At 75.2% G+C, this 23504-nt stretch carries 21 protein-coding genes and 1 tRNA gene; 11 read left to right on the forward strand and 11 right to left on the reverse strand.

The genetic code is table 11. The annotated features are described in order from the left end of the window. Positions 1-25: 25 nt before the first annotated feature. The gene (locus tag AC3WUG_RS08320) at positions 26-658 is read right to left on the reverse strand and encodes an FMN-dependent NADH-azoreductase (protein ID WP_492327251.1); all 633 of its coding nucleotides are present in this window, start codon (positions 656-658) and stop codon (positions 26-28) included. Between the two features lie 109 nt (positions 659-767). Here AC3WUG_RS08320 and AC3WUG_RS08325 point away from each other — a divergent pair, with 109 nt between their 5' ends. The 5 genes from AC3WUG_RS08325 to nrdG all read left to right on the forward strand — a co-directional run bounded on the left by AC3WUG_RS08325 (position 768) and on the right by nrdG (position 7291). Further along, entirely contained in the window at positions 768-1376 is a 609-nt protein-coding gene (locus tag AC3WUG_RS08325) for a MarR family winged helix-turn-helix transcriptional regulator (RefSeq protein ID WP_492327252.1), read from the forward strand. Positions 1377-1518: 142 nt separating this feature from the next. Beyond that, the gene (locus AC3WUG_RS08330; RefSeq protein WP_492327253.1) at positions 1519-2013 is read left to right on the forward strand and encodes a GNAT family N-acetyltransferase; all 495 of its coding nucleotides are present in this window, start codon (positions 1519-1521) and stop codon (positions 2011-2013) included. Positions 2014-2183: 170 nt separating this feature from the next. Then, complete coding sequence (locus tag AC3WUG_RS08335) at positions 2184-4253, forward strand: discoidin domain-containing protein (RefSeq protein ID WP_492327254.1); 2070 nt, start codon at positions 2184-2186, stop codon at positions 4251-4253. A 154-nt stretch (positions 4254-4407) separates the two neighbouring features. Then, on the forward strand, positions 4408-6672 hold the full coding sequence (nrdD, locus tag AC3WUG_RS08340) for an anaerobic ribonucleoside-triphosphate reductase (RefSeq protein WP_492327255.1): 2265 nt from the start codon (positions 4408-4410) through the stop codon (positions 6670-6672). A 1-nt stretch (position 6673) separates the two neighbouring features. Next, on the forward strand, positions 6674-7291 hold the full coding sequence (nrdG, locus tag AC3WUG_RS08345; RefSeq protein WP_492327256.1) for an anaerobic ribonucleoside-triphosphate reductase activating protein: 618 nt from the start codon (positions 6674-6676) through the stop codon (positions 7289-7291). Between the two features lie 21 nt (positions 7292-7312). Here nrdG and AC3WUG_RS08350 read toward each other — a convergent pair whose 3' ends face one another. Next, positions 7313-7867, reverse strand: a complete 555-nt coding sequence (locus AC3WUG_RS08350) for a hypothetical protein (protein ID WP_492327257.1) — start codon at positions 7865-7867, stop codon at positions 7313-7315. 11 nt (positions 7868-7878) lie between these two features. Further along, positions 7879-9459, reverse strand: coding sequence for a GMC oxidoreductase (locus AC3WUG_RS08355; RefSeq protein WP_492327258.1), 1581 nt, complete (start codon positions 9457-9459; stop codon positions 7879-7881). A gap of 134 nt (positions 9460-9593) precedes the next feature. On the opposite strand from AC3WUG_RS08355, the gene zwf reads away from it, so the two are divergent. Then, entirely contained in the window at positions 9594-11000 is a 1407-nt protein-coding gene (gene zwf, locus AC3WUG_RS08360) for a glucose-6-phosphate dehydrogenase (protein WP_492327259.1), read from the forward strand. A gap of 19 nt (positions 11001-11019) precedes the next feature. Here zwf and AC3WUG_RS08365 read toward each other — a convergent pair whose 3' ends face one another. From AC3WUG_RS08365 to AC3WUG_RS08380, 4 genes are read right to left on the reverse strand one after another with little or no spacing between them, the layout of a single operon-like run. Beyond that, on the reverse strand, positions 11020-12360 hold the full coding sequence (locus tag AC3WUG_RS08365; RefSeq protein ID WP_492327260.1) for an NAD(P)/FAD-dependent oxidoreductase: 1341 nt from the start codon (positions 12358-12360) through the stop codon (positions 11020-11022). Then, the gene (locus tag AC3WUG_RS08370) at positions 12357-14213 is read right to left on the reverse strand and encodes a glycoside hydrolase family 15 protein (protein WP_492327261.1); all 1857 of its coding nucleotides are present in this window, start codon (positions 14211-14213) and stop codon (positions 12357-12359) included. Before AC3WUG_RS08370 ends, AC3WUG_RS08365 begins: the two co-directional genes overlap by 4 nt. Beyond that, positions 14210-15220, reverse strand: a complete 1011-nt coding sequence (locus AC3WUG_RS08375) for a cytochrome d ubiquinol oxidase subunit II (RefSeq protein ID WP_492327262.1) — start codon at positions 15218-15220, stop codon at positions 14210-14212. Before AC3WUG_RS08375 ends, AC3WUG_RS08370 begins: the two co-directional genes overlap by 4 nt. Further along, positions 15217-16713 (reverse strand): cytochrome ubiquinol oxidase subunit I, encoded by a 1497-nt coding sequence (locus tag AC3WUG_RS08380; protein WP_492327263.1) that lies wholly within the window; start codon positions 16711-16713, stop codon positions 15217-15219. Before AC3WUG_RS08380 ends, AC3WUG_RS08375 begins: the two co-directional genes overlap by 4 nt. Before the next feature lie 275 nt (positions 16714-16988). On the opposite strand from AC3WUG_RS08380, the gene AC3WUG_RS08385 reads away from it, so the two are divergent. After that, entirely contained in the window at positions 16989-17240 is a 252-nt protein-coding gene (locus AC3WUG_RS08385) for a hypothetical protein (protein ID WP_492327264.1), read from the forward strand. 9 nt (positions 17241-17249) lie between these two features. Here the strand turns inward: AC3WUG_RS08385 and AC3WUG_RS08390 are convergent, their stop codons facing one another. The 3 genes from AC3WUG_RS08390 to AC3WUG_RS08400 are packed head-to-tail and all read right to left on the reverse strand — an operon-like array spanning position 17250 to position 18779. Further along, positions 17250-17444 carry a hypothetical protein gene (locus AC3WUG_RS08390; protein ID WP_492327265.1) on the reverse strand — a complete coding sequence of 65 codons (195 nt, stop codon included), beginning with the start codon at positions 17442-17444 and terminating at the stop codon, positions 17250-17252. Positions 17445-17472: 28 nt separating this feature from the next. After that, entirely contained in the window at positions 17473-18402 is a 930-nt protein-coding gene (locus tag AC3WUG_RS08395; RefSeq protein WP_492327266.1) for a cation diffusion facilitator family transporter, read from the reverse strand. Further along, positions 18399-18779 carry an ArsR/SmtB family transcription factor gene (locus AC3WUG_RS08400; RefSeq protein WP_492327267.1) on the reverse strand — a complete coding sequence of 127 codons (381 nt, stop codon included), beginning with the start codon at positions 18777-18779 and terminating at the stop codon, positions 18399-18401. Before AC3WUG_RS08400 ends, AC3WUG_RS08395 begins: the two co-directional genes overlap by 4 nt. Positions 18780-18963: 184 nt before the next feature. Here AC3WUG_RS08400 and AC3WUG_RS08405 point away from each other — a divergent pair, with 184 nt between their 5' ends. The 3 genes from AC3WUG_RS08405 (at position 18964) to AC3WUG_RS08415 (ending at position 22104) form a co-directional block, all read left to right on the forward strand. Then, complete coding sequence (locus AC3WUG_RS08405; protein WP_492327268.1) at positions 18964-20559, forward strand: vWA domain-containing protein; 1596 nt, start codon at positions 18964-18966, stop codon at positions 20557-20559. Positions 20560-20696: 137 nt separating this feature from the next. Then, positions 20697-20769: transfer RNA gene (locus AC3WUG_RS08410), tRNA-Lys, on the forward strand. A gap of 18 nt (positions 20770-20787) precedes the next feature. Further along, a complete protein-coding gene (locus AC3WUG_RS08415) occupies positions 20788-22104 on the forward strand; it encodes a glycoside hydrolase family 3 N-terminal domain-containing protein (RefSeq protein ID WP_492327269.1) in 1317 nt (438 codons plus the stop codon). Between the two features lie 39 nt (positions 22105-22143). On the opposite strand, the gene AC3WUG_RS08420 is transcribed toward AC3WUG_RS08415, so the two are convergent. Further along, the gene (locus tag AC3WUG_RS08420; protein ID WP_492327270.1) at positions 22144-22719 is read right to left on the reverse strand and encodes a GNAT family N-acetyltransferase; all 576 of its coding nucleotides are present in this window, start codon (positions 22717-22719) and stop codon (positions 22144-22146) included. Positions 22720-22858: 139 nt separating this feature from the next. Here AC3WUG_RS08420 and AC3WUG_RS08425 point away from each other — a divergent pair, with 139 nt between their 5' ends. Further along, the gene (locus AC3WUG_RS08425) at positions 22859-23503 is read left to right on the forward strand and encodes a hypothetical protein (RefSeq protein ID WP_492327271.1); all 645 of its coding nucleotides are present in this window, start codon (positions 22859-22861) and stop codon (positions 23501-23503) included. Position 23504 lies beyond the last annotated feature (1 nt).

The raw sequence follows: 23504 nt of genomic DNA on the forward strand, positions 1-23504 counted from the left end.
CCCGGCGGTCGGGAGCGCGCGGAGGTCAGCGCGCCGCGAGCGCCCGGCCGGCGGCCGCGGCCGCCGCCTCGGCCTCCTTCTTCATGAGTTCGGCCGGCTCGGCCAGCGCGTCCATCGCGGGGTTCACGCCGACGAGGGTCAGCTCGCGCTCGATCACGGTGAGGTCCGCGCCCCACACCTCGCCGACGATCCGGCGCAGGTAGTCGATGCTGTGGTCCCAGCCGTGCTTCGGGGTGCCCGGGCCGTAGCCGCCGCCGCGGGTCACGATGAGCACGACCGGCTTGCCCGCCAGGTACGCGTCGCCCGGGGTGCCGCCCGCGATCGCGAGGTCGATCCAGGTCTTCACGTGCTGCGAGACGCCCCAGTTGTACAGCGGGAGCGCGAGCACGGCGGCGTCGGCCGCGCGGAGCTCGTCGGCGACCTCGACCGCGATCGCCACGGCGGCGGCCTGCTCGGGGGTGCGCTGCTCGGCGGGCGTCCAGCCGGCGCCCACGGCGGTGGCCCACGCGTCGGCGGGCAGCGGCTGCTCGCCGAGGTGCCGGCGGACGACGGTCTCGTCGGGGCGCGCGGCCGCGAGCTCGGCGGTGACGAGGTCGGCGAGCGCGGTGCTCGCCGAGCGCGCGCCCTGGATGGAGGCGTCGATGCGCAGCACGGTCATGGGGACTCCCGGGGGGGACGGCGCCGCGGGCACGCGACGCGCTGTTGAATGTTCAACACGCACCCTAGGCACTCCGGTGTTGAATGTTCAAGTCCGGTACCATCGTGGCATGAGCCAGCGGGTCGAGGACGCCACCCCGTGGCTCTCCGACGCCCAGGTCGAGGGCTGGAAGGCCGTCGTCGCGCTGCTCACGACGCTGCCCGCGGCGCTCGACGCGCAGCTCAAGCGGGACTCGGGGATGAACCTCTACGAGTACAACGTGCTGGTCGCGCTGTCCGAGCGGCCGCACGGCGAGATCCCGATGAGCGACCTGGCGCGCCTCACGCAGAGCTCGCCGTCCCGGCTGTCGCACGCCGTCGGGCGGCTCGAGCAGGCGGGCTGGGTCACCCGCGGGTCGTGCGTGGCGGCCGGCAAGCGCACCAGCGCGCGGCTCACCGAGGGCGGCGAGGACCAGCTCCGGCGCGCGGCGCCGGGCCACGTCCGGGAGGTGCGCCGGCTGGTGGTCGACGCACTCGGCCCGGACCGCATGGCGGCGCTCGGCGACGCGGCGCTCACCGTCGTCCGGCAGGCGGCGCCCGAGGTCGCGGACCTGCTGCCGGCCTGCACCGCCGCGGACACCACCGTCTCGGCCGCGTGCGCCGCGGCGGCGGCCGGCGACGACGACGCCCCCGCGGGAGCGGTGAGCGCGATCGCGGCCGGCGACCGCCGGGACGCCTGACCGCGACCTCCCGACCGCCGGCTCCCGGCCGTGCCGCCGCCCGAGCCCGCGGCCGCCCGCGGGCCCCGTCGCACCCGCGTGCTACGTTGCGCGGCGCGCACCCCGGGCCGGGGGCCGCGCGCACCGGGGAGGGACCAGCCGCATGACCACCACGTCCGACGCGTCGTACACGCTCGAGTCCGTCGAGTGGGCCGATCCGCGCGCCGCCGCCCTGCGCGACGCGATGGACGCCGAGATGGGCGCGCGCTACGCGTCGGCCGGCCCGATGAGCGCCGAGGCGCACGCCGCCCTCACCGTCGACCCGGCCGCGGTCCGGCACGTGGTGCTCGCCGTCGACCACGACGGCACCCCGATCGGCCACGCCGCCCTGCGGGACCACGGCGGCGAGTGGGAGGTCAAGCGCGTCGTGGTGGCCGCCGGCCAGCGCGGCCGCGGGGTGGGGCGCGCGATCATGTCCGAGGTCGAGCGGGTCGCCCGCGCCGCGGGCGCCGACCGCGTGATCCTGCAGACCGGCGACCGCCAGCCCGAGGCCGAGGCGCTGTACGCCGCGCTGGGCTGGACCCGGATCCCGACCTACCCGCCGTACGACACCGCGCTGCCGCTGCAGTCCCGGTGCTACGAGAAGCGCCTGGCCTGACCGACCCGATCACCACGGCGCGCCGACGCGCCCGGACGCCCCGCGCGGGCAGGCCCGACCCGCTCTGATCGCCGCGCGGACCCGACGGTGGAAGGTTGTGACCCACACGCCGTCGGCGTGTCCGTCAGGACCTTCCACTCTCGCGCACGGGCCGATCTCAGGGGGCGACGATGTCGGAGCGACCCACCGGGGACGCGCCCCGGCGCCGCGCCCCGCGCGCGCTCCTGGTCGCCGCGGCACTGGTGGCCGCGCTGGCCGTCGCGGTGCCGCTGCTGCTGTCCCGCACCGGGGAGGACCGCGCGCCCGACGGCGACCCCGCCGCCCGGGTCGCCGAGGTGTGGACCACGACCGCGGACGGCGGGCACCGCGTCGAGCGGACCGCGACGGTCGACCCGACCCCCGCCGGCACGCCCGACCCGGGCACCCCCACGATCACCGTCGCCGACCCCGCGGACCCGGCGGACCCCGCCGACCCCGGCCCGGAGGTCGCCGGCTTCGGCGCCGCGCTCACCCTGTCCTCCGCGTCGCTGCTGCTCGCGATGCCCGAGGACGCCCGTCGCGCCCTGCTCACCGAGCTGTTCGACCCGGCCGGCCCGGTGCGGCTGTCGGTCGTCCGGGTCGCGCTCGGCGGCTCCGACTTCGTGCCCGGCCCCGGGCCCGCCCGCACCTACGACGACCTGCCGCCCGGCGAGACGGACGGGGACCTCGAGGAGCTCAGCAGCGCGGGCGACGAGCCGGTGCGCGCGCTGCTCCGCGAGATCCGGGTGCTGGCGCCGGACCTGACGGTGATCGCGTCGCCGTGGAGCCCGCCGGCCTGGCTGAAGACCTCGGGCAGCCTGGAGGGCGGCCGGCTGCTCGACGACGACCGGGCGTACGCGACCTACGCCGCGTACCTGGTGCGGGCGCTCCAGGAGTGGGCCGCAGCCGGCGTGCCGGTCGACGCGCTCACCGTGCAGAACGAGCCCCAGGCCCGGCACCCGGACGGCTACCCGGGCACGGACATGCCGGTCGCCGACCAGGTGCGGCTGCTCGACGCGCTGGGCCCCGCGCTGGCCGACGCCGGCCTCGACCCCGACGTGCTCGCGTACGACCACAACTGGGCGCTGCACCCCGCGGACGCCGCCTCGACCCCGGAGGGCGCCGACCCGGAGGCCGACTACCCGCTGGGCGTGCTGCGCAGCGGCGCCGCGCGCTGGGTCGCCGGGGTGGCCTTCCACTGCTACTCCGGCGACGCCTCGGCGCAGGACGCGGTCCGGGACGAGTTCCCGGACGCGGCGGTCTGGGTCACCGAGTGCTCGGGCTCGCACGCCCCGGGCACCCCGCCGGAGCAGGCGTTCGCGGACACCCTCACCTGGCAGTCCCGGAACCTGCTGGTGGCCTCGCTCGCGCACGGGGCGTCGGCGGTGCTCACCTGGAACCTGGCGCTCGACCCGGACGGCGGCCCGCACGTCGGCGGCTGCGGCACCTGCACCGGGGTGGTCACCGTCGACGGGGCGGAGGCGACGCCGGACGCGGAGCACGACGTGCTCGCGCACGCGTCGCGGTTCCTGCCGCGCGGCTCGACCCGGGTCGGCTCGACGTCCACCGCCGGCGACGCCGTGGTGCAGGTGGCGCTCCGGACCCCGGCCGGCGCGACGGTCCTGCTCGTCGCCCACGACGGCGACGAGGACGCGTCCGTCGACGTGCTGGACGGCGGCGCCCGCTACCCCGTCCGCCTCCCGCCGCGCTCGCTGAGCACGGTCCTCGTCGGCGACGCGGGCGCCCGCGCGGTCGCCGACCCCGCGGCTGCGCGCGCCGCTGCCCCCGACGCCCCCGCGCTCCCCGCCGAGGTCGACCTGGCGGGGGCCACCGCCACCGCCGACCCCGCCGCCCCGGACGACCCGTGCTGCGCCGGCGACGTCGCCGCGCGCGCGGTCGACGGCGACCCGGCGACGCGGTGGTCCACCGGCCGCCCGCAGCGCCCCGGCGACGCGCTGGAGGTCGACCTCGGCCGAGCCGTCGCGGTCCGCGGCGTCGTCCTCGACGCCGGCGCGGGGAGCGCGGGCGACTGGCCCCGCGGCTACGAGGTGCTCGCCAGCGCGGACGGCGCGTCGTGGACCGTCGCCGCCCCCGCCCGCGCGGGGGCCGGGCAGGTGGCCGCCGCCGCGCTCGACGGGGCCGAGGTGCGGTACCTCCGCGTCCGGCTCACCGCCGACGCCGACCCGTGGTGGAGCGTCGCGGAGCTCCGCGTCCTGGCGTGACGGGCGCGGTGCTCCGATCGGGTGAACGGCCCCACCCCGCCCCGCGGGACGGCGCACCTGCGGGACGTTCGTCCCATTGAACCCCACATGTGGGGTTGCGAGGCTGTTCCCGGCACTACATCTAGTGCCGCGAGCAGACCGGGAGTGGATACGCATGACACTGGTGGGACCGCACGTCTCGGAGCTCGCGGGGGCCGCGCCGGCCGCCGTGGCCCCGCACTCCCCCTCGGCCGCCGCGGGGCTCGTCGTGCGGAAGCGGGACGGCCGCGCGCTGCCCTTCGACCCGATCCGGGTGCACAGCGCGCTGGGCCGGGCGTTCGCGCACGTGCACGGCCTGCTGGGCCCGCTGCACGACCTCACGATCGCCGAGCTGGTCGAGCGGATCGACGCCGAGCTCGCCGCCCGGTTCACCGGCGAGGTGCGGATCTACGAGATCCAGAACGTCGTCGAGCACACGCTCCTGGAGGCCCGCGAGTACGAGGTCGCCGAGGCCTACATCGACTACCGGGTGCAGCGGGACCTGGCGCGGTCGAAGGCGCTGGACGTCAACCACTCGATCGGCCAGCTGGTCGGCAAGGACTCGTCCGTCGTCCACGAGAACGCGAACAAGGACGCCGACGTCTTCAACACCCAGCGCGACCTCACGGCCGGCGCGGTGGGCAAGGCCATCGGCCTGCGGATGCTGCCGCCGCACGTCGCGAACGCGCACGCCAAGGGCGACCTGCACTACCACGACCTCGACTACCACCCCTACGCCCCGATGACGAACTGCTGCCTCATCGACTTCCGGACGATGCTGTCCGAGGGGTTCCGGATCGGGAACGCCCAGGTCGACCCGCCGCGGTCCATCCAGACGGCCACCGCGCAGATCTCGCAGATCATCGCCAACGTGTCGTCGAGCCAGTACGGCGGCTGCTCGGTCAACCGGATCGACGAGCTGCTGGCCCCGTACGCCGAGCGGAACTTCGCCAAGCACCTGGCCGACGCCGAGCAGTGGGTCACCGAGCCGGAGCGCCGTCGCGCGTACGCGGAGGAGAAGACGCGCAAGGACGTCTACGACGCGATGCAGAGCCTCGAGTACGAGATCAACACCCTGTTCACGTCGAACGGGCAGACCCCGTTCACGTCGGTCGGGTTCGGCCTCGGCACGGGCTGGTTCGAGCGGGAGATCCAGCGCGCCATCCTGCAGATCCGCATCCTCGGGCTGGGCAAGGAGCGCCGCACCGCGATCTTCCCCAAGCTCATCTTCACGCTGCGCCGCGGCGTGAACCTCACCGCGGACGACCCCAACTTCGACATCAAGCAGCTGGCCGTCGAGTGCGCGACCAAGCGCATGTACCCGGACATCCTCAGCTACGACAAGATCGTCGAGATCACCGGCTCGTTCAAGGTGCCGATGGGCTGCCGGTCCTTCCTGCAGGGCTGGGAGGACGCCGACGGGAACGACGTCGTCGAGGGCCGGATGAACCTCGGCGTCGTCACCCTCAACGTCCCCCGGATCGCCCTGGAGACCCGCGGCGACCCGGACGCGTTCTGGGCCCTCCTCGACGAGCGGCTGGAGACCGTGCACGACGCGCTGCTCTACCGCGTCGAGCGGTGCAAGGAGGCCGTGCCGGCGAACGCCCCGATCCTGTACGTGCACGGCGCGTTCGGGCAGCGGCTGGCGCCGGACGACGACGTCGACGCGCTGTTCCGGGGCGGCCGCGCGACGGTCTCGCTCGGGTACATCGGGCTGTACGAGGCCGCGGCCGCGTTCTACGGCGGCGACTGGGAGTCCGACCCCGAGGCCAAGGAGTTCACGCTGCGCGTGCTGCGCACGCTCGCCGCCCGCGCGAAGGAGTGGACCACCCGGCACGGCTACCAGTTCTCGGTGTACTCGACGCCGTCCGAGTCGCTCACCGACCGGTTCTGCCGGCTGGACACCAAGAAGTTCGGGCGGGTGCCGGACATCACGGACAAGGACTACTACACGAACTCGTTCCACTACGACGTCCGCAAGGCCCCGACGCCGTTCGAGAAGCTCGACTTCGAGGCCGAGTACCCGCAGCACGCCTCCGGCGGGTTCATCCACTACTGCGAGTACCCCGTGCTGCAGCAGAACCCGAAGGCGCTCGAGGCCGTGTGGGACTACGCCTACGACCGGGTCGGCTACCTCGGCACGAACACCCCGATCGACCGCTGCCTGGAGTGCGGGTTCTCCGGCGACTTCACCCCGACCGAGCGCGGCTTCGCCTGCCCGGGCTGCGGCAACAGCGACCCGCGCACCTGCGACGTCGTCAAGCGGACCTGCGGCTACCTGGGCAACCCGCAGCAGCGGCCGATGGTGCACGGCCGGCACGTCGAGATCTCGTCCCGGGTCAAGCACCTCGCCGGCCCGACGTCGCTCGCGGCGGCGGTCGGGGACGCCGGGGGCGCCTGACGTGGCCCGCACGCCCGCCGTCGGCCAGTGGCGCGCGGCGGCCCTGAGCCAGGACCGCGTCGCCGACTACAAGCCGTTCGTCATGGTCGACGGCGAGGGCGTGCGGTGCAGCCTGTACGTGTCGGGCTGCCCGTTCGCCTGCGCCGGCTGCTTCAACGAGGCGGCCTGGTCGTTCCGGTACGGCACGCCGTTCGACGACGCGCTCGCGGACCGGATCGCCGCCGACCTCGCCCACGAGGCCGTGCAGGGGCTGTCCCTGCTCGGCGGCGAGCCGTTCCTCAACACCGGCGCGTGCCTGCGGGTGGTGCGCCGGCTGCGGGCCGCGCACGGGCGGGCCAAGGACGTGTGGTGCTGGTCGGGCTACACGTTCGAGGAGCTGCTCGCCGAGGCGGCCGCGGGGCAGGCCGACAAGGCCGAGCTGCTCGGCGAGCTCGACGTGCTGGTCGACGGCCGGTTCGAGCTCGCGCAGCGCGACCTCACGCTGGCGTTCCGCGGCAGCCGGAACCAGCGGGTGCTGGACGTCCCCGCCTCGCTGGCCGCGGGCCGGGCGGTGCCGCGCGGCGGCCTGGTCGCCGCCGGCGACGTCGGGGCGCCCCCGGACCGGCGCGCGCTGATCTGACCGCGGCACCCGCGCCCGGCGTCAGCCCTCGTCGATCACCCACTGGGGGTCGCTCGACCCCGCGGGCAGCGTGACGTCCCCGGCCGGCCCGAGCTCGACCCGCAGGTCGCCCGAGCCGACGTCCGGCACCGCCACGACGCTCGTCGCCGGCACGTAGTCCGCGGTGCACGCCCCGGCGGTCGGCTCGGGGAAGGTGATCTCGACGGCGGCCGACCCGGCCGCGCCGGTCGCGACGGCGGTCGGGTCCGCGACCATCGGGCAGGTGCTCGACCCGAAGGTGATGACGTAGATCAGCGAGGGGTCGGTGGTGCGCGCCGCCCCGGCCACCGCGCCCGCCGGGGGCGCGGCCACGCGCTCGGGCAGCCCGACGACGGACGACCCGGCGGTCAGCGCGAGGGGGGAGCCGGACGGCGCCGGGGCCGTCGGCGCCGCGGACGCGCTCGCGGAGCCGCTCGGCGACGGGCTCTCCGACGACGCGCCGCCGTACCCGCCGGACCCGCCCGAGCAGGCGGTGGCCAGCGCCAGCAGCCCGGTGACCAGCAACCCGGCGGCCGCCACCCCGTGCCGCGCGCGCACGCCCGGGCCGCTCACCGCAGCCGGTCCAGGAGGTGGTCCCCGACCCGCAGCGCGTTCGCGATCGCGGTCAGCGACGGGTTCACGGCGCCGATGCTCGGGAAGAAGCTGGTGTCCACCACGTACAGGTTGTCGAGGTCGTGCGCCTTGCAGTCGGGGTCGAGCGCGCTGCTCGCCGGGTCGGTGCCGAACCGCACCGTCCCGGCCTGGTGCGCGGTCGCGCCGATCGGCATCGACTTGTGCAGGTACAGGCTGTGGTCGAGCAGGTGGTGCGGCCGCATCCCGAGCCTGGAGAGCAGGCCGTCGAGCTTCCGCCGCAGCCGCCGCACGCCCTCGACGTTGTTGCGCTCGTCCAGCGCGAGGTGCACCCGGCCGTCGCGGTCGACCGTCACGCGGTTGTCCGGGTCCGGCAGGTCCTCGCCGCACAGCCAGAAGTCGACGGCGTGGTGCGCGATCACCTCGAACGGCAGGTCCGGCGACAGCCGCCCCGCCCAGCGCGGCGCCTCGGCGTGGATCATCGCCTGGTCGGACTTGCCGAGCAGCTGGATGCCGCCGAGCGGGTAGTCCCAGTCGTCCGACCCGAGGTACCAGTCGTTCAGCGCGAGGGTCTTCTGGAACCGGGTGGGGTTCGGCTCGGTCGACACGGCCATCACGGCGACGTTGTTGTGCCGGAGGTAGTGCCGGCCCACCACGCCCGAGGAGTTGGCCAGCCCGTCGGGGTGCGCGTCCGACCGGGAGCGCAGCAGCAGCGCGGCGGAGTTGACCGCGCCGCACGCGACCACGACGACGCCACCGGTGAACGTGGTGCTGCTGCCGTCGGCGAGGGTCGCCTCGACGCCCGTGACGGTCGTCCCGGCCGCGTCGGTGGTCAGCCGCTGGACCGACGCCCCCGTGACCAGCGTGACGTTGTCGCGACCCAGCACCGGGTCGACGCAGATCACCTCCGCGTCCGACTTCGCCCGCACCAGGCACGGGAAGCCGTCGACCTTCGAGCACCGCAGGCAGGGGCTGCCGAGCGTGGCGTGCCCGGGCGACTCCTCCACCAGGTCCACCCCGATCGGCAGGTGGAAGGGGTGCAGCCCGGCTCGCTCGAGGTCGTCGCTGAGCTGCTGGATCCGCGGCTCGTGCGCCACCGGCCCGTGCGCGTAGTCCGCACCCGCCGGGCCCTCGCTCGGGTCCTCGCCGTGCCGGCCGTGCACCTTGTACAGGTGCTCGGCCTCCGTGTAGTACGGCTCGAAGTCCGTGTAGGACAGCGGCCACGCGGGCGAGATGCCGCCGTGGTGCACCAGCTCGCCGAAGTCCTCCGGGCGGAGCCGGAACAGCGCCGCCCCGTAGAACTTGGTGTTCCCGCCGACGTAGTAGTTGACCTCGGGCTGGAACTCGTGGCCGTGCCGGTCGTACCACTGCTCCGGCGCGAGGTAGGCGCCGCGCACGAACACCGCCCGGGTGTCCCAGTTGTCGAGCTCGCGGGGCAGGAAGCCCCCGCGTTCGAGCCACAGGACGCGCACCCCGTTCGTCGCGAGCCGGTGCCCGAGGGTGCCGCCGCCCGCGCCCGTGCCGACGATGATCACGTCGTAGTGCCGGTCGTCCGCCATGGCCCCACGCAACTCCCCGCCTCCCCTCCCCGCATCGCCCGCGGCGGATGAGGACGGGCGCGCCGCGCCGGAGTTGGCTCGGACCGGACCCGGGGTCGCGATCACGCGCACCCGGCCCCGCCGAGGAGGCAGCGATGAGTGGAACCCGCGCGGCCACGGAGCCGCGACCCGCCGACGTCCTGGTCGTGTTCGGCATCACCGGCGACCTGGCCCGCGTGATGACCTTCCGGTCGCTGTACCGGCTGGAGAGCCGCGGCCTGCTGGACCTGCCGGTCGTCGGGGTCGCGGTCGACGACTGGCCGCTCGACCGGCTGGTCGAGCGCGCGCGGACCTCGATCGAGGCGACGGGGCAGCAGATCGACGAGGAGGTGTTCGCCCGGTTCGCCAGCCGGCTGTCCTACGTCAGCGGCGACTTCACCGACCCGCAGACCTACGAGCGGGTCGCGAAGGCGGTCGACGGTGCGGCGACCCCGGTGTTCTACCTGGAGATCCCGCCCTCGCTGTTCGGCCGGGTCGTGGACGGCCTCGCCGGGGCGGACCTGACCGAGCACGCGCGGGTCGTCGTCGAGAAGCCGTTCGGGCACGACCTCGCGTCCGCCCGGGAGCTCGCCGACCAGCTGCACGAGCACCTGGACGAGTCGCAGCTGTTCCGGATCGACCACTACCTCGGGAAGATGGGGCTGGAGGAGATCCTGCACCTGCGGTTCGCCAACGCGATCCTGGAGCCGCTGTGGAGCCGCAGCTACCTGGAGTGCGTGCAGATCACGATGGCCGAGGACTTCGGCGTCGACGACCGCGGCCACTTCTACGACCCGGTCGGCGCGCTGCGGGACGTCGTGGTCAACCACCTCATGCAGGTGGTGGCGGCCTCCGCGATGGAGCCGCCGTCCCGGGGCGACCCGGCGACGCTGAAGGACTCCGAGGCCGCGCTGTTCCGGGCGGTGGTCGAGGCCGACCCGCGGCACTACGTCCGCGGCCAGTACGACGGGTACCGGGACGTCGCGGGCGTCGCCCCGGGGTCGACCACGGAGACCTACGCGGCGCTGCGGCTCGAGATCGAGAACTGGCGCTGGGCCGGGGTGCCGTTCTACCTCCGGACCGGGAAGAAGCTGCGCGCGACGCAGACCGAGCTGCGGCTGGTGTTCCAGCGGCCGCCGCGGCTCGGGTTCGGGCCGCGCGGCGGCGTGGTGGAGCCGAACCAGCTGATCGTCCGCCTCGACCCCTCGACGGGGATCCGGATCGTCGTGGACGCGCACCGCGCGGACGTCGCCCGGCTGGCCGCGCCGATCGAGCTCGACATGCAGTTCGCCGACGAGGGCGGCGAGGGCCCGACGCCGTACGAGGTGCTGCTGCAGGCGGCGCTCTCCGGGGTGAGCACGCGGTTCGCCCGGCAGGACGCCGTCGAGGAGACGTGGCGGATCATGCAGCCGCTGCTGGACGACCCGCCGCCGGTGCACGCCTACGCCCCGGGCACGTGGGGGCCCGCCGCCGCCGACGCGCTCACCGAGCGGTCGGGGGGCTGGCGGGGGCCGTGGGTCTGAGCCGCGGCCCTCGCGGGCCTCACGACCCCGGGTCGATGTGCGGCACGTCCGCCGTCGTGTCCTCCCACGCGATCCGGTGCGGGGCGTCCGTCATCTCCACCAGCGCCGAGTGGTCCCGGTCGAAGTAGTCCCACGCCCAGGACAGGAACGCGTCGGTCTTGGAGTGCGCGCCGCTGAGCAGCATCGCGTGCACCCCGAGCCACGCGGCGAACGCGACCGGGCCCTCGACCGTGTGGTGCCGGTGCCCGACCTCGGCGACCGCCGCGTTGCGGCCGATCATCGCCATGATGCCCTTGTCCTTGTACCGGAACGGCTCGGTCGGCGCCCCGCGCCGCTCGCGGAGCACGTTCGCCCCCGCGGCCCGGCCGGACTGCTGCGCGACGGAGCCGAGCTGGGGCAGCGTGCGGCCGTCCGGGCCCGGGATGTTGGCGGCGTCGCCGACCGCGTAGACGCCGGGCAGCCCGGGCACGCTCAGGTCCCCCGCCACGTCCACGCGGCCGCCGCGGCCGGTCGGCACGCCCGCGCCGAGCACGATCGGCGCCGCCGACTCCCCGCCGCCCCAGACGACGGTCCGGGTGGGGATCGCCGTGCCGTCGTCGAGCTCGACCCGGTCGGGGTGCACGGCCGCGACCCCGGTGCCCAGCCGGACCTCGACGCCGACGCTCGTCAGGTGCCCGTGCGCGTAGTGGTGCGCCGCGTCGGTGAACGGCGCGAGCAGGGCGGTGCCGCGGTCGACCAGGACGACACGCGCCGGCGCGGCCAGGCGCCCGGTGCGGGTCAGCGCGGCCATCAGCTCGGCCACGGCGCCCGCCGTCTCGACGCCGGTCGGGCCGCCGCCGACCACGACGACGTCCAGCGCGCCCGCGGGCGGCTCCGGCGCGTCCTGCGTCCCGGGCGCGTGCGCGTGCTCCCGCACGAGGCCGTGCAGGTGCCGCCGCAGCCGTTCCGCGTCCACCACCGAGTACAGCGGGAAGGCGTGCTCCGCCGCGCCGGGCACCCCGAAGAACTCGGGCTGCGCCCCCGCGGCCAGCACCAGCTGCGACCCCGTGAGCTCCGTGCCGTCGCCCAGCGTGACCCGGTGCGCGGCGGCGTCCACCGCGACCGCCTCGGCGGTCAGCACGCGCACGGTGGGGTGCTGGTGGAAGATCGCCCGGTGCGGGCGCGCGACGTCCTCGGCGGGCAGCTGCGACGTCGCCACCTGGTAGAGCAGCGGCTGGAACTGGTGGTAGTCGTTCCGGTCGACCAGCACGACCGGCTCTCCCGCGTCGCCCAGGGTGTGGGCGCACGCGACGCCCGCGAGGCCGCCGCCGAGGACGACGACCGGGTCCTGCGGCAGGTCCACCGCGCCGTCGGCGGTCACAGCGACATCTCCTTGCGGAAGTCGGTGAGGATGATCCGCCCCGCCGCCTGCATCAGCGCCAGGTGGGAGAACGCCTGCGGCACGTTGCCGAGGTGCCGGGACCGCTCGACCTCGTACTCCTCGGCGTACAGGCCGAGCGGGGAGGCGATGCGCAGCAGCCGCTCCATGAGGTCGTTGGCCCGCTCGGACTCGCCGATCGCCGCGAGCGCCGACACCAACCAGAACGAGCAGATGAGGAACGTGCCCTCCTTGCCGGACATGCCGTCGTCGGTCTCGTCGGTGCGGTAGCGGAGCACGTACCCGTTCTCGGTCAGCTCGTTGCCGACCGCCTCGACCGTGGCCCGGATCCGCGGGTCCTCCGGCGGCAGGAAGCCGAACAGGGGCGCGAGCAGCGTCGAGGCGTCGAGCGCGTCCGTGTCGTAGTGCTGCCGCAGCGCGCCGTCGTCGCGCAGCCCGTGCTCCAGGATGTCGGCCCGGATCTCGTCGGCGGTCGCCCGCCACTGCTCCGCGTGCTCCCGGTCGTCCCGGATGCCCGCGAGCTGCGCGGCGCGGTCCAGCGCCACCCAGCCCATGAGCTTGGACGACACGTAGTGCTGCGGCTTCCCGCGCGCCTCCCAGATGCCCTGGTCGGGCTCCTTCCAGGTGGCGATCGCCGCCGCGGCCTGCGACTCGACCAGCGGCCACAGGCGCCGGGGGACGTGCCGGCTGCGGACCGTGTGCAGCAGGATCGAGTCCAGCACGGCGCCGTAGACGTCGTTCTGCCGCTGGTCGAACGCCGCGTTGCCGATCCGGACCGGGCGCGCGTGCTCGTAGCCGGTGAGCTCGTCCCGGGTGGACTCCGTGAGGTCCCGGCGCCCGTCGACCCCGTACATGATCTGCAGCCCGCCGTCCTCGGCCGGCTCCAGGTCGGCGACGAACTGCATGAACTCGTCGGCCTCCCAGTCCAGGTTGAGGTAGTGCAGCGCCTGCAGCGTGAACGTGGTGTCCCGGATCCAGGTGTACCGGTAGTCCCAGTTCCGCTCGCCGCCGGGCGTCTCGGGCAGCGACGTGGTGAGCGCGGCGACCGTGGCCCCGGTCGGCATGTACGTCAGGCCCTTGATGGTCAGCGCCGACCGCTCGATGGCGGCGCGCAGGTGGTGGTCGGGCACCCGGGCCCGGGCGAGCCAGTTCCGCCAGAAGTCGATCGTGGCCCGCACGCGGCCCTCGGCGTCGGCGTCGTCGACCGGCACCGCCAGCCCCTCCGCCCAGGACACGACGCAGTACGCGGTCTCGCCCTCCGCGAGCACGTGCCGGGCGCGGGCGGACCCGCCCTCGATGCCGATCCGCATGTCCGTCGCGAGCCGGAACGTCTGCCCCGCGCCGGTCGCGTCGGCCGCGTGGCCGTCGTCGCCCACGGCGGTCCAGGTGGCCGGCGTGCGCCCGTAGTCGAACGCGGGCTCGCAGACGAGCTCGACCTCGATGCTGCCGCTCAGGCACTTCACCGTCCGGACCAGGAGGTGCTCCGCGTCGTCGTCGGCCGGGGGCCGGGTGTGCGGGGTGATCGCGTCGTGGCCGGTGCTCGGCCCCATGGTCAGCGCGTCGTGCACCAGCAGCCAGCCGCCCGGGGTGTGCCAGGTCGTGGTCATGACGTTGGTGCCGGGCACGTAGGCGCGCGCCGTCGGCACGTTGATGCCGTACGGCCCGAACCGGAACGACCCGGCCCCGCGGTCCAGCAGGTTGCCGAACACGGCCGGCGAGTCGAACGACGGCAGGCACAGCCAGTCGACCGAGCCGTCGGGGGCGATCAGCGCACCGGTGTGGCAGTTCGACAGGAACGCGTAGTCGGCGATCGGCGGGAACGGGGACACGCTCATGGTTCGACACCTTCCTCGGGGAGCAGCCGGCGCTGCGCCAGGACGTACAGCAGGACGAAGGACGGGGCGACGAGCAGCAGCCCGAGCCCGACGGCGGCGACCAGGGCGGTGAGCGTCCCGTCGGGGGCGGCGGCGTCGGCGACGCTGAGGGCGCCCGGCAGCAGGTCGGGCCACTGCGCCACCCCCCACGCGGCGATGACGCCGGTGACGGCGAGCACGGCGAGCACCCGGGCCCCGCGGGTCGCGTCGCGCAGCAGGAGCAGCAGGGCGCCCACCGCGCACAGCGTCCCGGCCACGACCAGGGGCAGCGCGGTGGTCACCAGCTCCTCGAAGACGGGGTGCGCGTCCCGGTCCACCACGACCAGCCCCACCGCGGCGACGACGCCGGCCACCACCGCGGCCACCACCGCCCGGCGCCGGAAGTAGCCGACCATCGCCGGGTCGTCGCCGTGCCGGGCGTCCCGCACGAGGTACACCGCCGCGAGGTAGGCCGCGAGCGCCACCGCGAGCACGCCCACCGCGATCGACACCGGGTTCAGCCAGCTGGTGACGGGGTCGCCCGCCCGGCCGCCCGCGGGCACCTCCCCCGCGGCGATGCCGCCGGCGACGGCGCCCAGGCAGAACGGCACCAGCACCGACGACAGCGCGAACGCGCCGCCGAACACCCGCCGCGCGCCCGTGCCGACCACGGCCTTGCGGAACGCGAAGCTCGCGCCGCGCAGCACGATGCCCACCGCCGCGATCGTCAGCGGGACGAACATGGTGAGCCAGATCGCCGCGTACGCCTCGGGGAACGCCGTCCACGTCACCACCAGGACGAAGATCAGCCACACGTGGTTGGCCTCCCACACCGGGCCGATCGACCGCTCGACGACGGCCCGCGGCGCGGCCCCCCGCTCGGCGCCGCCCGCGGTCAGGTCCCAGAACCCCGCGCCGAAGTCCGCCCCGCCGAACGCGGCGTAGGCCGCGAGCGCGAGCAGCAGCACGACGGCGACGGCGGTGCTCATCGCGGCCCCCGCGCGTCGTGGTCCGGCGCCGCACCGCCCGCTGCCGGCTCCGGGGCGCGGGCGTCGTCGGGCACCCGCCCCACCCCGTCGGGCGACGGCCCGTAGGGGGTGTCGTCGTCCCGGAACGCCGCCTGCCGCCGGAACCGCCGGCTCATCGCGCGCAGCACCAGCACCGTCGTCGTGCCGAGGACCAGGTACAGCAGGACGACGCCGAGGAAGGTCGCCCACACGCCCTCGTTGCCGGTGGCGGCGTCCTCGACCCGCATCACCTCGTAGACGATCCACGGCTGCCGACCGACCTCGGTCACGATCCAGCCGGCCTCCATCGCCAGCACGGCGAGCACGCCGGAGGCGGACACCGCCGCGAGGAACAGCCGTCCCCGCGGCGCCCGGCGCCGGACGAGCCAGACCACCCCGTACCAGCCGGCCAGCAGCAGGAGCAGCGTGCCGATCCCGACCATGACGTCCCAGGCGAGGTGCACGGTGTTGACCTCGCGGGTGGTCGGCCGCTCGTCCGCCGGCACCGAGTCGAGACCCTGCACGACGGTGTCCCGCCCCGTGCTCGGGTCCGACAGCCAGGACGCCAGCCCGGGGATCGGCAGCCCGCCCTCGACCTCCCCGTCCGGGCCCAGCCGGCCGAGCAGCGTCTCCGGCACGTCCGACGACGTCTCGGGCACCAGCTCGATCGCGGCGAACTTCACCGGCTGGTTCTCGTAGACCCAGCGCGCCAGCCCGTCGCCGACCCCCATCTGGATCGGTGCCGCGATCGCCGCGACCGTGAACGCGATCGTGAACCCGAGCCGGTGGTACCGGTCCCGCCGGCCGCGGAGCATCGCGAACGCGTACACCGACGCCACCAGGCACCCGCCGACCAGGTACGCCGCGACCACCATGTGCGCGGCCTGCCAGGGCATCGAGTCGTTGAAGATGACCCGCACCGGGTCGACCGCGACGATCTGGCCGTCGGCGCCGAGCGTGTACCCCGTGGGGGCGTTCATCCACGCGTTCGCCGCGACCACCGACACCGAGCCCAGCACGCCCGTCAGCACGATCGGCACGCCGGTCCAGAAGTGCGGCCAGGGCCGCAGCCGCCGCCAGCCGAAGATGTAGATCGCGACGAAGATCGCCTCGAGGAAGAAGAAGATCCCCTCGAACGCGAACGGCACGCCGAACGCGTCGCCCCACTGGGCCATGAACCGCGGCCAGAGCAGCCCGAACTCGAAGCTCAGCACCGTCCCGGTCACCGCGCCGACCGCGAACGTCACCGCCATGTACTTCGACCAGCGCTGCGCGAGCTCCATCGCGTCGCGGTCGTCGTGCTTCACCCCGCGGTAGTTCGCGATGAGCGCCATCGCCGCCCACGAGACCCCGAGCGGCACCAGGATGATGTGGAACCCCAGCGTGAACGCCATCTGCGAGCGGGCCCACGGCACCGGGTCGACCGCGCTGACGGCGGCCGCGGCGGCGGCGAGCTGGTCGACGGGAAGCACCACGCGTCTCCTCACCCGTGCGGGGGCGACCGCCGGTGGCGGTGCCCGTCCGGGGGGTGTGGCGGCCCGTCCGCGTCGCGAGGACGCGGTGCGGGGCGCGCAGGACGGCGGCGGGGTGGCTCTCGAGCCACCCGTCAGCGCGACCATACCGGACATATCGGACCGGGCACAGGGGTCCCGTCCGTCCGGATGCGCACGCCCGGGACGGGCGTAGCGTCGGGTGGACGCAGGGTCGCGGCGCTCCGTACGCGACCCGCCCCCGTGCGAAGGAGATCGCCATGACGACCACGCCGGACCCCCGCGACGAGCCCGTCCGCACGCCCGCCGAGGCACCCACCCGCCCGTCGAGCCCCGGGCCGGACCCCGACGACATCAACCAGGGCGACCCCCGGCACGAGGCGCACCGCGCCGAGCGCGCGTCGGGCGCGGCCGGCGCCGGCGCCGAGGCGGTGCCGGGGACCCCGTCCGGGGCACCGGGCGCCGCGCGGCCGACGAGCCCCGGTCCGGAGCCGGAGGACGTCGACCGCTGAACCCGCGGGTCAGCGCCGGCGGCGGAAGTACCAGACCCGGGTCGCGAGCGAGCAGACGAACAGCACGAGCACCCCGGCGACCGTCACCGCCGGGGTGCTCGTGAGCACACCGCCCAGGGTCAGCGCACCCCCGAGCACCAGGGTCGCGACGATCCGGATGATCGCGGGGCGGTCGTCGGCCGGCAGGCGGGGAGCGTCGGGCATGGGACGAGCCTCGCACGCCCCGGACGGGTCAGGCGTGCCCGAGGTGCTCGTGCGTGCGGTGCGACGCGGGCTCGATCTGGAACGTCGAGTGCTCGACCGAGATCGGGAAGTGCGTGGCCAGGCAGTCCTGGAGCTGGTCGAGGATCCGCGCGGTGTGCCCGTCGGAGAAGCACTCGTCGTCGACCGTGATGTGCGCCGTGACCACCGGCAGCCCCGTCGCGACCAGCGTCGCGTGCAGGTCGTGCACCGAGCGCACGTGCTCGACGCCGAGCAGGTGGTCCCGCACCGCGTCGAGGTCGAGCCCGGGCGGCGTCGACTCCAGCAGGACCGCGGCCGTCTCGCGCAGCAGCCGGATCGCGCGGGGGACGATCAGGGCGCCGATGAGCAGGCCCGCGACCGCGTCGGCCTGCTGCCAGCCCGTGGTCGCGATCACGACCGCGGCGACGATGACGCCGACCGAGCCGAGCGCGTCGTTCAGCACCTCGAGGAAGGCGGCGCGCAGGTTGAAGCTCGCCTTCCTGCCCCCGGCCAGCACCGCGATCGCGAGCAGGTTCGCGACGAGCCCGATGACGCCGAACACGATCAGCTCGGTCGACGGCACGTCGGGCGGCGCGAACAGGCGCCGGACGCCCTCGACCAGCACGTACCCGCCGACGGCGAGCAGCACCGCGGACTGCGCGAGCGCGCCCAGCACCTCGGCCCGCCGGTAGCCCCAGGTCCGCCGCGACGTCGCCGGCTTGAGCGCGAGGTGCGCGGCGACCAGCGCCGTGGCGAGCCCCGCGGCGTCGGTGAGCATGTGCGCGGTGTCCACGAGCAGCGCGAGGCTCCCGGTGACCAGCGCGCCGACCGCCTGGGCGACCAGCACCGACGCGGTCAGGCCGAAGGCGATCGCGAGCCGCCGCCGGTGGTCCGCGGGGGCGCCGTCGGCACCGCCGCCGTGCCCGTGGTCGTGGCTCACGAGGGCTCCTCCGCGAGGTGCGCGCAGGCGTCCGGGCTCGACCCCCCGCGCAGCAGGTCCTCCGCCGCGCCGACGAGCGTCGCCAGGCGGCCGGGGTCGGCGATCGCGTAGATGGAGGACCGGCCGCGCTGCCGGACCGTGACCAGCCCGCAGTCCCGGAGGCAGGCGAGGTGCACGCTGACGGTGCTCTGCGCGAGGCCGAGGTGCTCGGTCAGCTCGCGCACCGAGTGCTCGCCCGTGAACAGGTGGCGGAGCATCGTCAGCCGGGCGGGCTCGCCGAGGGCCCGGAACAGCGCGGCGGTCGGCGCGGTGAGCGCGGCGTCGTCGACGGAACGGGTCTCGTTCTCGTCATCGATAACCGGGGATGTCATCGCCATGTGGCGATGATGGCTGCCGGCGCCCGGGGGCGTCAACCACTCTCCGGCGCGCCGGGGTCGCCCGAACGGGTGGTCGCAGGGCCGGCCGTGACCGGAACGGGACGTCAGCGTGATGCTCCCGTGCTGTCCACCCTGGTCACGGAGCCGGAAGCATGCCGTCCATCGGACGATGGAGGGGGATCTCATGCGTGGTCGGACGTCGACGGAAGCGGCTCGTCCCGGGACGGCGCGGCGCTCGCGGGACCGCCTGGTCGCCGCGGTCGCGGTGGTGGCGCTGGGAGCGCTCGGCGCGTGCAGCTCGGGGGGCGCGAGCGACGCCTCCTACGGCCAGGAGGTCGCGCAGGACGACGCGTACGCGCCCGATCCGTGGCCCTACGCCCCCTCCGAGTCGCGGGAGGAGTACGACGACTCGCCGGAGCAGCCGTTCCAGGACGTGGCGACCAGCCCGCTGTCGACGTTCGCCTCCGACGTGGACACCGCGTCGTACAGCAACCTGCGCCGCCAGCTGACCCAGGGCACCCGGCCCGAGGGCGTGCGGATCGAGGAGCTCGTCAACTACTTCGACTACGACTACCCGGCGCCCGCGCCGGACGCGGAGGACCCGTTCACGGTGACGACGCAGGTCGCGGACGCGCCGTGGGACCCGGACCACCGGCTGGCGATGATCGGCGTGCAGGCCACGGACGCCGTCCCCACGAGCCGGGGCAACAACATCGTCTTCCTGCTCGACGTGTCCGGCTCGATGGACGAGCCGGACAAGCTGCCGCTGCTCGCGCGGTCGTTCGAGCTCCTGGTCGAGCAGCTCGACGAGGACGACACCGTCTCGATCGTGACGTACGCCGGCAGCGACACCGTCCTGGCCGACTCCGTGCCGGGGGACCAGCGGAGCACGCTCGTCGGGATCCTGCGCGAGCTCAGCGCCGGCGGGTCGACCGGCGGCGCCCGGGGCCTGGAGACGGCGTACGAGCTCGCCACGAAGAACTTCGTCGAGGGCGGCAACAACCGGGTCGTCCTGGCCACCGACGGCGACTTCAACGTCGGGCCGTCGACGCCCGAGGAGCTGACCGACCTCATCGAGGAGCACGCCCGGACCGGCGTGCACATCTCGGTCCTCGGGTTCGGCATGGGCAACCTCAAGGACAGCACCATGGAGGCGATCGCCGACCACGGGAACGGCAACTACGCCTACATCGACACCCTCGACGAGGCGCGCAAGGTCCTGGTGGACGAGTTCGACTCCACGATGTTCGTCGTCGCCCAGGACCTCAAGCTCCAGGTCGAGCTCAACCCCGCCACCGTGCAGCAGTACCGGCTGCTCGGCTACGACAACCGCCGCCTGGAGGACGAGGACTTCGACGACGACACCAAGGACGCCGGCGACGTCGGCGCCGGGCACTCGGTCACGGCGTTCTACGAGCTCGTGCCGGCCGGCCGCGGGGACCGGGGCGACGACGACCTCGACTACCAGGACCGGAAGACGCGCGGCTCCGACGACTTCCTCACGGTGCACGTCCGGTACAAGGACCCCGGGGCGACCGAGAGCACCGAGGTCGTCGTCCCGGCCGGCGCGGACGCGTACACCCGCTCCCCCGGCGCGGACTTCCGGTTCGCGTCCGCGGTGGCGGAGTTCGGCCTCGTCGCGTCCGGCTCCGCGTACGCCGACGGCGCCGACCCCCGCCGCGCCCGCGACCGGGCCGAGGAGGCGCTCGGCGAGGACCCGTACGGGCTGCGGTCGGAGTTCGTCGGGCTCGTCGAGCGGTACGAGCAGGTGGCGGGCTGAGGGGCGGAGGGCGGGCCCGGCGGCGCCGACCGGGGTCGGCGTGACAAGGCGGTACCGTCGACCTCGGCACCCCGCGCAGCACGTCGCCGCCCCGGGGTGCCGCGGGTGCCCCACGCGGGAGCGCCCGCGCACCTCCCGGGCCTCTAGCTCAACTGGCAGAGCAGCGGACTTTTAATCCGCGGGTTGTGGGTTCGATCCCCACGGGGCCCACCCACGTACCCTTCCGGAGTGAGCCTCCCGACGACCCCCGGCCCGTCCGGCCGGCCGCCGCGGCACGCCCGCCGCGCTCGGCGGTCCCGCCGGGCGACGGGCGTCCTGCTCACCGCGCTGGTTGCCGCCGCGGCGACCGCCGTGCCCCTCGCCTGGGCGACGGAGGGCGACCCGGCCGGCCCCGCGCCCGCGGTCAGCGAGGCCGCCGCCGTCGCCGCCGCACCGACGTCGGAGCCGCCCGCCCCCACCCCCACGTGCACCCCGCAGCCCCTCGAGACCCGCGCGGCCGCCGTGCTCGTCGTCGGGCTGCCGGGCGTGACGCGCGCGGACGACGCGCTCGCGCAGCAGGTCGTCGGGCTCGGCGTCGGCGGCGTGTTCCTGGCGGGCGGGAACGCCCGGAGCGCCGAGCAGGTGGCGGCGCTCACCACCGGGCTGCGCGCCGCGGCGGGCCGGCCGCTCCTGGTGTCGACCGACGAGGAGTCCGGTCGCGTGGCGCACATGCGCCAGGTCGTCGGCGCGGGGCCGTCGCCGCGGCGCATGGCCCGGGAGGAGTCGCCGGACGACGTCCGCGCCCGGGCCGCGGAGACCGGTCGGGTGCTGGCCGGCGTCGGCGTGGACCTCGACCTGGCGCCCGTGCTCGACCTCGACGACGGCCCCGCGACGGGCGTGATCGGCGACCGGTCGTTCAGCGCCGACCCGCAGGGGGCGGCGACGTACGGGCTCGCCTACGCGCACGGGCTCGCCGACGCGGGCGTCACCTCGGCGGTCAAGCACTTCCCCGGGCACGGGCGGTCGGCGGTCGACTCGCACCGCGAGTCGTCCCTCGTCGAGGCGGCCCTGGACGAGCTCGCGGCGACCGACCTCGTGCCGTTCCAGGCAGCGGTCGACGCCGGCGCGCCCGTCGTCATGCTCAACCACCTGCAGTACGCGGCCCTCGACCCCGACCTGCCCGCGTCGCTCAGCCCGCGCGCCTACGCGCTGCTGCGCGACATGGGCTTCGAGGGGGTCGCGATGACGGACTCGGTCGGGATGGGCGCGGTCAACCTCCGCTGGGACTTCCCCGACGCAGCGGTGCAGGCCGTGTCCGCGGGCGCCGACGCGGTCCTCGCGACCGACGGCAACCACGCGACCCGGATGCGCGACGGGCTCGTGGCCGCGGTCCGCTCGGGGCAGCTGCCCGAGGCCCGGCTGTCGGAGGCGGCGGCGCGCGTCACGGCGCTGGCGGGCGGCGACCCGGTGGCGATGTCGTGCCTCGACGTGGAGCTGCCGCGGCTGGGCACGGGCGCGGGAGGTGGCGCGACCGCCGGGGCGGAGGGGGTCAGCCCGGCGCCGTGACGCCGGGCCTCGCGTTCCGGGCGCGGCCCGGCCCCCGGGTCAGCGCGCCGCCGCCCACTCCTCGCGCAGCAGCGCGTACGCGTACGAGTCCAGCCACCGCCCGTCCCGGTGCAGCGAGTCCGCCCGGTACTCCCCCTCGCGCCGCATCCCCACCCGCTCCATGAGCCGCCAGGACGGCGCGTTGTCCGCGAAGCAGAGCGCGGTGAGCCGCCGCAGGCCGAGGTCGGTTAAGCAGACGTCGAGCAGCCGGCGCACCGCCTCGGTCGCGAGGCCGCGACCCTGCGCGGCGGGGTCGAACGCCCAGCCGATCTCGGCCTGGGTCCGCTTCGCCTGCTCGGCGACCTCCGTCTGGCCCCAGCCGTCCTCGATGCGGACCATGAGGTCGCCGACGACGGCGCCGTCCCGCTCGACGACGAGGGTCGGGCCGAGGCGGTCGGGCTCGACGAACCGCGCGGCGAACGCCTGCTCGTCGTCGGGCAGCGCGGTCATCCAGCGGGCGACCTCGGGGAGCCGGCGGTAGACCCAGACCGCCGACGCGTCCTCGGCCGTCGCGGGGCGCAGCACGAGGCGCTCGGTGGTGATCGGCCAGGGGGCGTCCAGGTACGGGGCGGTCACACGGGCAGGCTAGCCGCGCCCGACAGCCTGTGGACCCCCGCGGACAGGTTGTGCCGGACGACCGCCGCCGGGCCCGCCGGTCGGCTTACCTGTCCTCGGCCCGGGACGGACCGGGCGCGCCCACGCCAGGAGGACCCCCATGCTCAGCCGCACCCGCCGCGCCTGGCGGCGCTTCGCCGAGGCACGTCCCGCCGTCGCGGAGTTCGCGCTGTTCACCGGCATCAGCATGGCCATGACGGTCCTGCAGCTCGCGCTCATGCCGGTGCTGAAGTGGGTGTTCGGCCTGACCCCGCTCGTCGACACCGCGTTCCAGGTGCTCGGGGTCAACACGAACGCCGACGGCAGCACGTTCTACGTCTTCGACTACGCCGCGGGGGCGCTGCCCGAGGGCGGCGGCGGGCTCGCCTACTTCCTGGCCGTGCAGATCACCCTGGCGATCGCGCAGATCATCAACTTCTTCCTGCAGCGCACCGTGACGTTCAAGTCGGACACGAACGTGTGGCGGGCCGCCGCCTGGTACGCGTTCGCGTACGTCGTCATCACGTTCGCCGCCGCCTGGCTCCAGGGCTTCTACAAGGCGCCGATCTACCGGTGGATGATCGACCGCTGGGGCAGCACGGGCGAGGCGGGCGCCGACGTGGTCACCATGATCATCAACGCGCTGATCTCGTTCGTGGTGTTCTTCCCGATCCTCAAGATCATCTTCCGCACGGTCCCGGCGGACGACGCCGACGAGGACCGGGACGCGACCGCCCCGGCGCGGGCGGGCGCGGGAGCGCGCTGAC

It is taken from the genome of Cellulomonas sp. EB106-03-03-XG116, from assembly GCF_058792015.1.